This is a genomic window from Congzhengia sp., assembly GCF_037235575.1.
Lineage (GTDB): Bacteria > Bacillota > Clostridia > UBA1381 > UBA9506 > Congzhengia > Congzhengia minquanensis.
The window spans coordinates 12,107-26,540 of the sequence record NZ_JAXUNN010000010.1 but is presented as its reverse complement, the minus strand read 5'-3'; the positions used below and the strand labels follow the sequence as shown (position 1 = coordinate 26,540).

The 14,434-nt window shown below is 44.4% G+C and carries 12 protein-coding genes; 4 read left to right on the top strand and 8 right to left on the bottom strand.

From position 1 onward, the window contains the following. Positions 1-8 precede the first annotated feature (8 nt). From WIG73_RS01520 to cls, 4 genes are all read left to right on the top strand, one after another. On the top strand, positions 9-584 hold the full coding sequence (locus WIG73_RS01520; protein ID WP_249311874.1) for a DUF1836 domain-containing protein: 576 nt from the start codon (positions 9-11) through the stop codon (positions 582-584). A 53-nt stretch (positions 585-637) separates the two neighbouring features. Continuing rightward, on the top strand, positions 638-2,035 hold the full coding sequence (locus WIG73_RS01515) for an FAD-dependent protein (protein WP_249311875.1): 1,398 nt from the start codon (positions 638-640) through the stop codon (positions 2,033-2,035). Between the two features lie 150 nt (positions 2,036-2,185). Beyond that, positions 2,186-2,875, top strand: coding sequence for a VTT domain-containing protein (locus tag WIG73_RS01510; RefSeq protein ID WP_337398992.1), 690 nt, complete (start codon positions 2,186-2,188; stop codon positions 2,873-2,875). Beyond that, positions 2,859-4,409 (top strand): cardiolipin synthase, encoded by a 1,551-nt coding sequence (gene cls, locus WIG73_RS01505; RefSeq protein ID WP_337398991.1) that lies wholly within the window; start codon positions 2,859-2,861, stop codon positions 4,407-4,409. Before WIG73_RS01510 ends, cls begins: the two co-directional genes overlap by 17 nt. 27 nt (positions 4,410-4,436) lie before the next feature. Here cls and WIG73_RS01500 read toward each other — a convergent pair whose 3' ends face one another. From WIG73_RS01500 to WIG73_RS01465, 8 genes are all read right to left on the bottom strand, one after another. Beyond that, a complete protein-coding gene (locus tag WIG73_RS01500; RefSeq protein WP_337398990.1) occupies positions 4,437-5,864 on the bottom strand; it encodes a Sapep family Mn(2+)-dependent dipeptidase in 1,428 nt (475 codons plus the stop codon). A 5-nt stretch (positions 5,865-5,869) separates the two neighbouring features. After that, positions 5,870-7,369 carry a TrkH family potassium uptake protein gene (locus tag WIG73_RS01495; RefSeq protein WP_337398988.1) on the bottom strand — a complete coding sequence of 500 codons (1,500 nt, stop codon included), beginning with the start codon at positions 7,367-7,369 and terminating at the stop codon, positions 5,870-5,872. A gap of 14 nt (positions 7,370-7,383) precedes the next feature. Continuing rightward, positions 7,384-8,772, bottom strand: coding sequence for a Trk system potassium transporter TrkA (gene trkA / locus WIG73_RS01490; RefSeq protein ID WP_337398987.1), 1,389 nt, complete (start codon positions 8,770-8,772; stop codon positions 7,384-7,386). A 62-nt stretch (positions 8,773-8,834) separates the two neighbouring features. Beyond that, positions 8,835-9,728, bottom strand: a complete 894-nt coding sequence (locus tag WIG73_RS01485) for an alpha-L-fucosidase (RefSeq protein ID WP_337398986.1) — start codon at positions 9,726-9,728, stop codon at positions 8,835-8,837. A 195-nt stretch (positions 9,729-9,923) separates the two neighbouring features. Continuing rightward, positions 9,924-11,399 carry a trypsin-like peptidase domain-containing protein gene (locus WIG73_RS01480; protein ID WP_337398985.1) on the bottom strand — a complete coding sequence of 492 codons (1,476 nt, stop codon included), beginning with the start codon at positions 11,397-11,399 and terminating at the stop codon, positions 9,924-9,926. Between the two features lie 127 nt (positions 11,400-11,526). Beyond that, a complete protein-coding gene (locus WIG73_RS01475) occupies positions 11,527-12,003 on the bottom strand; it encodes a VanZ family protein (protein WP_337398984.1) in 477 nt (158 codons plus the stop codon). Between the two features lie 84 nt (positions 12,004-12,087). After that, on the bottom strand, positions 12,088-12,807 hold the full coding sequence (locus WIG73_RS01470) for a Wzz/FepE/Etk N-terminal domain-containing protein (RefSeq protein ID WP_337398983.1): 720 nt from the start codon (positions 12,805-12,807) through the stop codon (positions 12,088-12,090). A gap of 12 nt (positions 12,808-12,819) precedes the next feature. Beyond that, positions 12,820-14,427, bottom strand: coding sequence for an S-layer homology domain-containing protein (locus WIG73_RS01465; RefSeq protein WP_337398982.1), 1,608 nt, complete (start codon positions 14,425-14,427; stop codon positions 12,820-12,822). Between the last annotated feature and the right edge of the window lie 7 nt (positions 14,428-14,434).

The window sequence follows — 14,434 nt, the reverse complement described above, 5'->3', positions numbered from 1 at the left end:
TGATTCTTATGAAATATAGCAAGGAGCGCCTGACAGAAATTTTCACTGAGGGCGAGCGCCTGTTAAAAGAATATCATCTGCCGACCTGGGACGAGCTGCCGACCATTGAGCTCTACATGGACCAGGTTATTATATTGTTAAGCAATTATTTGGGCATTTTCAGCGCCGTTTCAAACGACGATAAAATTATCACGCCCACTATGATTAATAACTATGTAAAACAAAAAATCATTCCTGCTCCGGTGAAAAAGAAATATTCTAAAATGCATTTGGCCTATTTAATTATTGTCTGCATTTTAAAGCAGACACTGAGCATTTCCATGATTTCGAAAATCATTCCGCCGGATTTGAACGAGGAGGAAATTACCGCAGTCTACGCCTCATTCGTAAAAAACCAGGCAAAAGCCTTTACCTATGTGACAGAACAGATTACGGCAGTGGCCCAGCCTATTTTGTCTCTCACAGAAAACAACCAGGACAGAATGAACGATTTGGTGCTGCAGGTGGCCATTTCTGCCAACATTTTTAAGCTGCTCACCGGCTGGATTGCCAGCATGCAGGACAATGGCGAAACACATTCTTAATTACTATAATTACCTGCTTTTGGAAATTTAAACATAAAATTTGGAGGATATGCATGAATACAGATGTTGTGATAATCGGCGCCGGCCCGGCCGGAATTTTTACCGCCATTGAGATGCTGCGCCGGGGCAGCAAACAAAAGATTGTGATTGTGGAAAAGGGGCAGTCTATTGAAAACAGACGCTGCCCAAAGGATAAAACAAAGCAGTGCGTGGGGTGCAAGCCCTACTGTCACATTACAACGGGCTTTTCCGGCGCAGGCGCTTTTTCTGACGGAAAGCTTTCTCTCTCCTATGAAGTGGGCGGAGACTTGCCCTCAATCATTGGCGAAGAATTCGCCCAGGAAACCATTGACTATACGGATAAAATATATTTGGAATTCGGCGCGGACGAACATGTGGAAGGATTAGGCAATACAGAAGCAGTGAAGGATATTCGCAAACGCGCTATCCAAGCCGGATTAAAGCTTGTAGACTGCCCAATCCGCCATTTGGGCACAGAAAAAGCCCAGGATATATATCTAGCCATTGAGAAATATCTTTTGGCAAACGGCGTAGAGATTTTGTTTGGGCACCAGTGTATCAATGTAATTTTAGAAGGCGATGTGTGCCGCGGCGTAACGGTTTCAGACGGCAAGAAAAATTTTGATATTTTTTCTTCCCACACCGTCGTTGCCACAGGGCGTAGGGGCGCCGACTGGTTGGAAAAAATCTGTGCTGAGCACAACATTGCCCATCAACCCGGAACTGTTGACATTGGCGTTCGGGTTGAGGTTAGAAACGAAGTTATTGAAAAGGTGAACCAGGTACTTTATGAGTCGAAGCTTATTGGCTATCCCAAACCTTTTAAAAACAAGGTACGCACGTTCTGCCAAAATCCCGGCGGGTTTGTCAGCCAGGAAAACTATGACGACGATTTAGCTGTGGTGAACGGCCATTCTTATAAAGAACTGAAGTCAGACAACACAAATCTTGCCATTTTGTGTTCCCACAACTTTTCCGAGCCATTTAATCAGCCCATTGCTTATGCACAAAAGGTGGGCGAATTGACCAACATGCTGGGTGCAGGGCACATTTTGGTTCAGCGTTTCGGCGACATTTTAGACGGAAAACGCACCTGGCAGAAAGAGCTGGCCCAGTCCAACCTGAAACCCACTTTGCCGGACGCGGTGGCCGGCGACATCACAGCGGCAATGCCCTATCGCGCCATGATTAACATAATCAATTTTATTCAGGCCATGGATGAAGTTGTGCCGGGCTTTGCTTCAGACGAAACGCTTCTGTATTCGCCTGAACTCAAATTTTACAGCAACCGTGTGAAGATGGACAAAAACCTCAACACAAACATCGGCGGGCTGCACTGTCTGGGCGATTCCAGCGGCTGGACGCGGGGGCTTATGATGGCGTCTGTTATGGGTGTATTGATGGGTCGGCAGCTGTCAGACGAAACTTAACGAACAGTAAGAAAGTGCATGGAACCATTTTTCATGCATTTTTTGTTACATAATTTTATTGATACTACACATAAAATAATACAGCGCAGCCTATTCATGCCATGGCCGCGGAAAGGCAGTAATGGAAGCCGCCGGTTCGGAGGAATTAAATTGAAAAAGTTTTTTGAAAATAAAATGGTTTTAAACGTCCTGCGCACGCTTCCCGTCGTTCTGACGCTGGCTGCGGTGGTTTTCCTTTTTGTGTCCGGCGGCAAGTTTTCGCCAGAGGATATTTTATCCCACTCCCCTTCCACGCCGATTTTTATTGTGCTGTTTATTTTAATTTTATACGCATTAAAAAGCCTTTCTGTGTTCTTTCCCGTCATTGTGCTGCAAGTGGCAGTGGGGCTGTTATTCCAGTCCTTTTGGGCGGTTTTGTTAAACATTGCAGGCATGGCGGTGGCATTTGCGCTGCCCTACGCCATTGGCTATTATTCCGGCGCGGCAATGGTGACAAAGCTTTTGGACAAACACCCAAAGGTGGCAGACATGATTGAAAAACAGCGCGGCAGTGATTTTTTCATTTCCTTTTTTCTTCGCATTATTGGGTTTTTACCCGTCGACCTGGTCAGCATGTATTTGGGCTCGGTGAAAACCGATTTTATGAAGTTTATGACCGGAAGCCTTGCCGGCGTGCTTCCAGGCGTTATTGCGGCAACCATTGCGGGAACGAGCATCACAGACCCAACCTCCCCCACATTTATTATATCGCTGAGCATTGCACTGTTGCTTTCTGCCGCTTCTTTTATCGGAAACGCACTCTATCAGAAAAGGAAAAAACAATATGGGAACGAAAAATAATCGCATGCGGCACAGCTGGTTTGGGCCGCTGTTTCGCAAACGTCTGTTAATCATTTTAATGCTGCTGGTGCAAATTGCCTTTTTAATTTTTTTAACAGCATTCACCAGCAAATATTTTATTGTGCTTCATTGGGTCTTTGTTGCCGTCAGCATTTATGTGGCGCTTTGCCTTGTCATGCAGCGCTTTAAAGGCGCTTATAAATTTACCTGGGTGTTTTTAATTTTGCTGTTCCCATTGTTCGGCGGATTGTTCTATTTGTTTTTTACAAACCAGTCCTCCACCAGACGTATCAAAAGAATTTTGAAAAAAACCTATGCCAAAACCCGCGGGCTGTTTCGGCTTCCTGAAAACACATACCAGGGCGAGGTACCCAGCAACTTTAAGCCTCAAATCCGCTATTTAGAGTCCTATGCGGGTTTTCCTGCGTTTGGTCGCACAAAAACGCAATATCTTCCAACCGGGGAGGATATGTTTGAGCATCTCATAGCAGAGCTGAAAAAAGCGGAAAAATATATTTTTTTGGAATATTTTATTATCCATCAGGGGAAAATGTGGAACACCATTTTAGATATTTTAGAAGAAAAGGCGAAATGCGGCGTAGACGTGCGGATTATTTACGACGACTTTGGCTGTTTTTGGATTTTGCCGAAAAATTATTGTCAGACTCTAAAGAATAAGGGCATATCCTGTGCGGTTTTTAACCCCTTCAAGCCACTACTGACCACCAGCCAGAACAACCGAGACCACCGTAAAATTGCAGTGATTGACGGAAAAACTGCTTTTACAGGCGGCAATAATCTGGCAGACGAATATATCAATGAAATTGAAAAATTTGGTTATTGGAAGGATACGGCAGTGAAAGTAACAGGTGACGCAGCGTGGAGCTTTGCTTTAATCTTTTTGCAGCAGTGGTCGGTGTGCACCCAGCAGCAGGAGAATTATGAGGCGTTTTATCCCTGGAACGAAACAGCCTGCGACATTGCAGACGACGGCATTGTGGTTCCCTTTGCAGACAGCCCCATGGATTTAGAAAACGTTTACGAACAGGTTTATCTTCAGATTATAAACAACGCGAAAGACTATGTATATATCACCACGCCCTATCTGATTATCGATGACAATATGGTAACTGCACTGACGCTAGCCGCAAAAAGCGGCGTGGACGTGCGGATTTTAACGCCCCACATCTGGGACAAGCGCGTTGTTCATTTCACAACCCAGTCTTATTATAAGACGCTGTTAGACGAGGGTGTAAAAATTTATGAGTTTACCAGCGGCTTTGTTCATGCAAAAACTATTGTTTCCGACGACCAGGTGGCAGTGGTCGGCTCAGCTAACTTAGATTACAGAAGCCTTTACCTGCAGTTTGAATGCGGCGTTCTGCTGCTAAACAGTTCTGCTGTGAACCAGATGCGGGACGACTTTTTGAACATGTTAAGGTCAAGCGGTGAAATTTTGCCGGAGGACTGCGCCTGCGGGCGCATAAAATCTTTTGTGCAGAAAGTTGTCCGCCTGTTTGCGCCCCTCATGTAATAAAAACCGGGGAAAAATCCCCGGTTTTTATTTATGAATTGCTTTATCAGCGTTTAGAATCATCAAAATTAAAATTTTAATTCCCTCTAAAAATCCCGCTATGTGCAGCATTTCGTCCTTCTGGTGAATTCCGCCATGCCCCTGAGGTAAAGTTTCAGGCAGCTTAAATTTATAAGGAGCACAGGTCCCCACGCTGAAAGCATTTTTTAAATGTGCCGCATAGGTTGCGCCGGCGCTGTATTGCGGCTTTGCTCCATAGTCGCCGCTTACCGTTTGATAGGCGGCAAGCAGGGCATTTACAACTTCTTTTTCCGCATCATTGTTAAAACCCGCTCTGTTTTCCAGTTCCGTCATGCCCCAATTTTTGCTTGTAAGCACACGGTTGATGTTATCAATAATGGTTTTGCCGTCAGCTTCTGTTCCGTAGCGGATATCAAAGCTTAACGCTAACCGTCCATTGTTCATTTTTGCAATTCCGTTGGCGCAGGTGAGCCTGCCAAAATTTTTATCCTGGTGCTCAATGCCAAATGGCTCTCCATAAAACCCCTTTAAAAGTTCTGTAACTGCGCTGAAAATATTTCTGTCCGCCTGGGGCAATTCAGAACAGCTTTTTAAAAAGTTTGCCGCACAAAACAGCGCATTTTCCGAGCCTTCGGGAGCAGAGGCGTGTTTTGAAACGCCCATTGCCGTTAAAATCAGCTCGTTGCCCCTCTGCTTTATCTGAATTTTTCCATTCTGTTCCGCCCGTTCTGTTAATTCCTTTTGCAGCGCGTCTGTATAAGTTATGGTCACGCAAACCTCATCTAAAACTACGTTAAAGGCCGAGCCGCCGCTGACACTGCGCACTTGCTGAAACTGATCACCGCACTGCGCAAAAAAGCGCATTGTGCCCTTTTCCCCTACATAAACAGGGAACGAGTTGTCCGGAACTAAGGACATATCCGGCATGTTTTGTTCCCTTACAAAGGCGTCGGCATCGCCCATTCCGCTTTCTTCATCAGAACCCACAAACACAGCAAGCTTGCTGTTTAAAGAAAACCCCAGCTCCTGAATTGCTTTCACCGCATAGACCGAAGCAACCACGCCAGATTTGTTATCCTCTGCACCCCTGCCCACAATAAAACCACTTTTTTCAATTGGAACAAAGGGTTCTGTGTAAATCCAGCCGCCTCCTGCAGGCACCACGTCGCAGTGGGAGAAAAGACCGATTGTTTTGTCCCCCTGGCCGAACTCTGCCAATGCATATCCGCTGTTTTCAAAAATCTTAGTTTTTAGTCCCATACGCTGAAAAAGTTTAGCAGAAGCATTTAATGCCATGGCACAGGGTGCGCCGTTCGGCGCGCAGGGCGCCGCCGCTTCTTTTACCGAGGGTATTTGAATTAAATGTTTTAAATCATGAATAATCTCGCTTTTGTGAACTGCAAGAAATTCGTCTATCCGATCAGTCAGCGTCAAATGAATCATCCCCTGCTATTGATATTTTTAATGCGTGTAACACGCCGTTTCATTGCCGGCCCCAGGCTGGATCTCCACATACCAAGATGAAAAATCATCAGCATCGGATAAAGCTCAAGCCTTCCCGCCAGCATGTCGAACATCAACACATATTTTGAAAACGGCGAGAAAAAGGAAAAGTTTCCGCTGGGACCAACCGCTGCCATTCCGGGGCCCACATCGTTCAGCGTAGCGGCTACCGCAGTAAAAGTGGTCACCAAATCCTGGTTTTCGAAAGAAAGCAGCAGCACCGAAGCGATGAAGATTAAAATATATGCTACAAAGAACACGTTAATAGACCGCTGAACCTCGTGATTCACCATTTTCCCCTCGGCCTTAATTTTTTTTACGCTGCCGGGATGAATCTGAATCATCAGTTCCTTTTTTACTGTTTTAAACAAAATCATAATTCTGGAAACTTTTATACCGCCGCCGGTACTTCCTGCACAAGCCCCCACAAACATCAGCGTTACCAAAATTGCTTTTGAGGCCGCAGGCCACAAATCAAAATTGATGGTGGCAAAACCCGTTGTGGTGATGATGGACGACACCTGGAAAAAGGCGTGCCGAAGAGTGCTTTCAATGCTGTTTTCCACAGGATAGATATTAAAAAATATGATAACTGTGGCTGCAATTATGATCAAAAAATAATACCTTGCCTCCTCAAACCGGACGGCCTTACCCCACTTTTTTAAGTACAGCAAAAAATACATGCCAAAGTTAACGCCAAACAACATCATAAACACCGCAACCACCCATTGAATGTAGGGCGAATAATCGGCAAAACTGGCATTTTTAACTGCAAACCCGCCGGTACCGGCCGTTCCGAACACAGCGGTAATTGCATCGAACGCTGGCATTTTGCCTAAAATAAGCAAAATAAATTCCGCCAGCGACAGCACAAAATACATTACATAAAGTATTAATGCCGTGTTTTGCACTTTGGGAAGCAGACGCTCAACAGATGGGCCGGGACTTTCTGCCCGTAAAAGATGAATTGGCGAGCCGCCTTTCGTAAGTGGCATAATCGCCAGCAGAAACACCAAAACGCCCATGCCGCCCACCCAGTTGGTAAAGCTGCGCCAAAAGAGGCCGCAACGGGACATTGCCTCAATATTGGTTAAAATGCTTGCCCCCGTAGTGGTAAACCCTGAAACGGTTTCAAACAGCGCATCGGTAAAATTGGGAATGTCCCCATTGATGCAAAAGGGCAGCGCGCCAAAAATACTTAACATAATCCAGCTAAAAGCCACGGTCACGAAGCCTTCTTTTTCAAAAAACACCATGTTCCGCGGCTTTTTTAAAACTGTCAGCGTTCCAATTAAAATACAAAGCACCGCAACAAGCAAAAAAGCGATACCTTCTTGCTCTCCATACAGTAAAGAAACAATAAAAGGCAGCAGCATAAACGCGCCTTCCATGTTCAATATCCAGCCCAAAATATAGATAATTGCTCGAACATTCATTTGATTCCCTCAACTTAAATTTGTAAAATATCGCTGATATCGCGAAAGCCTGCCTGCATTGTGACCACAACCACCTTGTCGCCGATTTGAATTTTATCGTCGCCATTGGGTATAATCACCTTGTCCTGCCGCGCGATGCTTGCAATTAATAAATTTTTCTTCAGCCGCAGCTTTTTTAGCGGAATTCCGGCCAAAGGCGAATCTTTTTCAATTTTAAACTCAATTGCCTCTGCCCGGTCGTCAAAAATATGGTAAAGGGTTTCAATGTTGCTGCCAATGGAGTTTTGTTTTGCCCGCACATAGGCGATAATGGTTTCTGCTGTAATATACTTCGGATATACCACGCTTCCCAGCTCTAAGCTGTCGATTACGCTGTCGAAAGCAATTCGGTTCACCTTTGTGATAACTTTTATGTTCGGGTTCCGTTTTGCGTGGAGAGTGAGCAGAATATTTTCCTCGTCCAAACCGGTAAGCGGGATAAAGGATTCTGTTTGGTCTAGCCCCTCACGGGTTAACAGTTTTTCGTCGGCACCGTCGCCGCAAATAATAATTGCGTCGTCTAACAGCAAACTCAGTTCCTCGCAGCGTTTCATGTCCAGCTCAATAATTTTTACCTCAATGCCCATCTCTATCAGCTGTTTTGCCAGATAGTAAGAGGTTTTTCCGCCGCCGATAATCATTGCGTTGGAAACGCGGTGGGTTTTTAGACCAATCTTTTTAAAAAAGACGTGGGCATTCTTCACCGTTGAAATAAACGAAACAATATCCCCCGCTTCTAAAATGAAGTTGCCGTCTGGAATTACCAGTCGTCCGTCCCGCTCCACAGCGCAAATCAAAATCTGGTCTTTCTGCTGCAGTTTTGATAGCGCCTTTCCAGCCAACACGTTGCCTTCCGGAAGCTTAAACTTAATCATTTCCACCTGCCCTTTGGCAAAGGCATTGATGGAAAGTGCTGTTGGAAAACGCAAAAGGCGTGCGATTTCATTCGCCGCCTCAAGCTCGGGATTGATTATCATCGAAAGGCCTAGCTTGTCCCGCAGATAGTAAAGCTCCTCGCTGTAGTCCGGGTTTCTCACCCTGGCAATAGCCGAGCACCGGCCTACCTTTTTCGCAATGGTACAGCAAAGCAGATTCAGTTCGTCGGAATCTGTTACGGCGATGATTAAATCTGCATCTTCAATTCCCGCTTCCATCTGCACCTGGTAGCTGGAACCGTTTCCAATTATCCCCAAAACATCGTAGGTTTCACAAATACCCTGAATTACAAAATGGTTTTTGTCGATTACGGTAACGTCGTGCCCTTCGTCACAAAGACGGGCCACCAGCGTACTGCCTACCTTTCCGCAACCTACAATAATAATCTGCAATCCATTTTCGACGTTTTGATTTTCTCTTTTAGACACGTTAACGCCTCCGAAAAAATACTGATATAATAAATTTCATTTTTAATAAATTTTCTAAAAATTTATAATCCCCTGATGGTATTTAACTGTTCTTCATCAAGATTTCCGCTGTGGTCAATATAGATATCAATGGTTACAAAACCGCCGGCACAGTTTACATTTTTTACATAGTCTTTCAAATATGCATTGTCGTGTGTCACGCCCCTGCTGCGCCACAGTTTTGCTCCTAAAGGCGCTAAAATATGTGCGCGGGAGCCTCCGTAAAACGCTTGGGTGGGAATAACATTTAAATCGTTAAACTCGCCTGCCGTATAGTCTTCATCACAAAACCATTTATAACAACTTTCCTGTACACCATTGTTAAAGGTAACAATAGCCTTAGAATTTGCCTTTTTTATTGCATCATAATAAAGCTTTATAGTATCGTTGTTATATCCTAACCAGTCATAACAGCCGTCTATCCACCAGGCTTTGATTTTATCGCCGTAACGCTGGGCATATTCCGCCAGCACAGACGACCATTTTTCCACAAAATCTGCAGTTACACTGCCCCGCGGGTCAGACAGGCCAAATTTCGGGCCGCAGACCTTGTCTTTCCATGGGCCGTCCCCGGTGTAGTAAAGGCACAAATCAATGTCATACTTGGAAAGGGATTGATACAAATCTAAAACTAAATCCCTCTTTGCGCACGCCTCTCCTGGCTGTGTGCCACAAATTCTGTCAAACGTTTCATTGGGCGCAATCATATACTTTTGCCCCTGCATTATCGTAATAAAATAATAGCCGGCGCCAACATCATTAAGCTGTCGCGCCAGTTTTTCCGTATCAAAATTGTTTACTGCCAGGTTCCAGTCGCGGCGCACCTGCTCCGTAGGTATCTGCGATCCGGGCTCACCATATAAAAAGTGGGTAAAAACGCCCCAGCGCCGGTTAAAAAGCCGTTCTGTGATGTCCATTTACATCCTCCTAACAAAACTTCCCGTCCGTTGTTCATTATATATGAACGTTTCCCGTTTGTCAAGGAAAACATAAAGATTGTATAAAGACAAAAAGAAACAGCGCCGCAAGCATGTGGCACTGTCCCTTTTTGGATAATCTCTGTAAAAATAGAAGGAGGGGGGTTCTATCTAAAATGAAAGGATAGACGAATTTTACCAGCCAAACCAGGAGAAGAAATCAGACGGGAACTGATACTGCTGTCCGCCCTGCTGGCCTTCCTGCTGAGAATTCTGTTGTTCGTTCTGTGCGTTTTCATCAACAGGCTTTTCTTCCTGCAGTTCAATAGTGAAGCTGTGTTTTTCGCCGTTCCGCGAAACTTCAATTTCTATTTTATCACCGGCCTTGTGGTCGTCCCGAATGCCGTTAATTTCGTCAATACTTTTAACCTCTTTGCCGTCAAACTTTAAAATGACGTCGCCAGCCTTAATGCCGCCTAGGTCAGCAGCTCCGCCCTCTGTAACCTGGCGGACATAAACGCCGATAGGCAGATTGTTGGCTTTTGCAATTTGCTCGGTAACGTCCATACCCGTTAAACCAACTACCGGCCGGCCGGTAACATAACCGTGCTCAATAATTGATTCAATTACAGGAATTGCTTCGTTTATCGGAATAGCAAATCCGAGACCTTCCACATCATATCCGGTAGATTTTGCCGTGTTAATGCCAATAACCTGGCCGTAAACGTTGATAAGTGCGCCGCCGGAATTTCCGGGGTTAATCGCCGCGTCGGTCTGGAGCATGGTCATCTGTCTGCCATCTATCACCATTGTTCTGTTGATTGCACTGATATAACCCACTGTCAGCGTGCTGGCTAACGCCTCTTGAAGCGGATTGCCAATGGCCAAAGCCATGTCGCCCACGCGCAGTGAGGATGAATCGCCCAACTCTGCATATGGCAGTTCTTTGTCAGACTCTACCTTTAAAACCGCAAGGTCTGTTCTTTCATCTTTCCCAACTACCTGGGCGTCAAAGGTCTGATTTGCAGTTGTTTTCACGGTGATAATTGCCGCACCGTCGATAACGTGGTTGTTGGTTACAATATATCCATCAGACGTTAAAATCACGCCGGAACCGCTGCTGGTTGCAGTGGAACTCTGCAGATACGAGCCGTTTGCTTTCGATGTTGAAATAATGCTCACAACTGCCGGGGAAACCTTGTCGTATATGTCTGGAATTGCCATTTGTCCGCTAGACGCTGTGGTTGCGGTGTTCTTAACGGAATCTTCCGGACCGCTGTTTGCTATGGACAGGGTGTTGCTTGCTGGTTTTTTATCAGAATCGCCGCCTGTAAATGCATCAAAGGAAATTGCAAAAATACTGAAACACAAAAGCGACGTTACAACAGCGCTGACAACTGTAACAAAAATTGGATTTTTAAATGGATGTTTTTTTACTTTTGGCCGGTAAACCGATAACGCGTGTTTATCCGTCACCGTTCCGCACATAACCGGTTCAAAATCGTCTTCGTGCCACTGATAACCTTCGTGGTTCTCCGCGTTGTCCGATTGGCTGGCAGCTTCAGGTTGACATTCCTCCACATTCACAGGATTTTCGCCGTATACGGTTTTATTCACATCATCTTCATGGTTTTCTGAATTGTTTGCGCCAAATTTGTTATAATCTTCCATAGTCGTTACCTCCGTATAAAGATTTAAAATAATATTTGTCTTTTGTTGGTATATCTATATAATAAACCATCTTTTTTACGTTGGTATGAACAAAATGTTAAAAGTAAAAAAATCTAAAATGATGAATTTATGAGCTTTTTTTCCTACGGATATGTAACAGGATAAAGCGACAAAGTACAAAGGCTAAAGTGCCTGTCAATGCCCCTGAAAAATCAATCAGCACATCGGTTATCTGCCCGCTCCTTCCATCCACAAACAGCTGATGAAACTCGTCAGCCGCAGCAAACAAAAGCGGATATAATAAAGAAATGATCAGTGTGACGTGCATATTAAAACGATAGCTTCTGCACAAAGCTGCAACAAAAAGTGCCAGCAGCATAAACTCAGAGAAATGTGCGGTTTTCCGAACAATTTTATGGCATGTCTCAAACAAGGTTGCTTCTTTTGCTTTTGGAACGCTGCGTGTTTTTTTTACAACTTCTACTACCACTTCTGTCACCTTTTTGCTCGTGCTGTTCGATTGTGCTGCGGTAGCGCTAGAAAAGGAAAAAATTTGAACAGAAATAAAAATGACAAAAATCCATAAAATACTTTTTTTCAGCATATTGGTGTCCTTTCAATCAAAACAATTGCGTAAGTAAAAACCAAACAGGCTACCGCCTGGCGGTAACCTGTCTGCAAATTGATTTTAAGCTTTTTTAAAAGCCGGCTCGTCTTTTTTGCTGTCGTTTACAAAATACGGAATTTCGCCTAAAACCGGGAGCTGAAACTGCTTTGCAATAAACTCTGCATCTTTTACCTTATTATCCAGCATTTCTACAAGAAATACAGCAATCATACTTAATAACAAGCCCACCAGCATACCGGTTTTCACATTGTTTCCAATATTAGGAGAAGAAAACGTCTGCGGATATTCAGGCTCGTCCAAAAGCTTAACACTTCCGCCTTCCACAACTGAACTGATTTGATCCTCCGCCAAATTTGTTATTACCTGCGCAATAATATAGGCGTGCTGCGGATTCGGCGACTCTACGCTGATAACCAGTATTTCTGTATCATTTTTTGACGACATGGTAATCATGCTCAGCAGTTGCTCATGGGTATAACCCAGCCCGCTTTCAGCGGCAACCTTTTTTAAAAAAACGTTGCTGGTTAAAACCTCCGCATATGTCTGCACAAGTTCCTTGCGGACCATTAGGGTATTTAAATTAACGTCCTTAACGTCTTTTGCAACCACATCGTTGCTGTTTTCCGTGTACATAGACCCTGCGGAAACATACATCGGGGTAACAAAAAACACTGTAAACACACCGGAAATAATGCCTCCGACCAAAATTCCAATTAGAAGAACCCACCAGCGATGCAAATAGAGCCGCAGCAAATCCATAAAATTTATTTGTTTCTCCACTGAATTTTCTCCTTAGTCAGGTATGATAATTGATTTAATAAATGCGCCTGTGCTGGGGAGGTAAACATCCATCAAAGGCTGATATGTTTCAAATGCCACAAAAAAGTCTTTATTCGGCACTGCTTTTAAGTCCGTTTTTTCCTTCAAAAACTTTGAAAAAGCGCTGTTTAAATCAACCGTATCGCTGGTGGCCGTACATTTGACAATGAATACGGTTTTTCCATTCTCCTCGTAGGTTAGAGAAGGATAGAATGTAAAGGATACATTTACGTTCTGTTCGCTTTTTAAAATATTTTTAACCTCGCCTAAAAATGCCGTATAAACAAATGCACACTGGTTCGCTTTGGTGTAATATTCCGCAGGCTTCGTTGCTTCTTGTTTCAAGTTATAAACCGAAACAGGTACACCCTCTATAACGGAAGCATAATCAGCATAATTTGCAGGATAAACTGACAGGTCTTTATTCAGTTTTACATTATACATCGCGTCACCTATGTAGCCCAACTCTAAACCTGCCGCCTCGTCAAGCTGAACCAAAAGCGCCGCAATGTCGCCGAGGGTTGCTTCCTGTTCCGCACTCAAACGTGCTCCTGCCGTCAGTTTCACTCCCCCTGCTGCAGCGTAAGAAAGGCACAGGTTTTCCATTGTTGTGCTTTTCGCATCAACACAGTCTTCATAAAACGCGTCCAGCTTTCCTAAGTTCACGGTTTTGCCACCTCTTCTCACCAGGCCGTAAACCAAGCCGGAAAGACTGTCTTGAAGGTTCGCGTTTTGATCAATTTTCTCCTGACTGTAATATTCACTGCCCCATACTTTATTTGCCAGCACATACAAATCCTTTGCATACTCATGCTCAAACAAATCGTGTGTATCAAGGCTGGAACTATCATAATAAATTGGCTTTCCGCCTGCACCGAGCGTCATTACCGCACGGGCAAGCTCTCCATAGGTAATTGTAGCATTTTTGTCATAGGTTATTCCCGGGAATACACTATGAAAAGTTTGTGCAAGCAAATTTTCATTTACTACATTTTTAAAATGATATTGCTTGTTTTCCGCAATAATTGTTCTGGAACGAACAATTAACGTTGCGGCCTCTGCCCGCGTAAGGGCCTTGTCCAAACGCAGGTTAAATCCGTCGTCGCCCTGTACCAGGCCAATGGTATAGCCCCAAGAAGTTGCATCCCGGTTGGTTCCCTGTTTTGATATCGCATACGGCGCGTCATTATTTTCAGGCGAGCCGTTTCTTTTCCAAATTAAGTTAATCACATCGCTACGGAGCATTTCCCTGTCAGGATAAATATAGTTACCCTCTGGCTCTAAACCGGACCACATAATATACTCATAGCCCCAATGTGTTTGAGAAAGGTCGGAAAACGTACCCTCATAAGCCCGGTCCCATTTTCCAATCATTTTTACAAATTCTGCACGGGTCACTGTTTTTGAAGACTGAAAGCTTCCGTCTTCATAGCCGTTTACCGTGCCTTCGCCGGCCAATGTCATAATATCCTGATAAGCCCAGTGGCTTTCAGGCAAATCGTTGAATTCTTCTGCATGAACATTTATTCCAAGCGATACGAGCAAAATGAAACAAATGAGCATTGAAACTGATTTTTTCACGATAAAA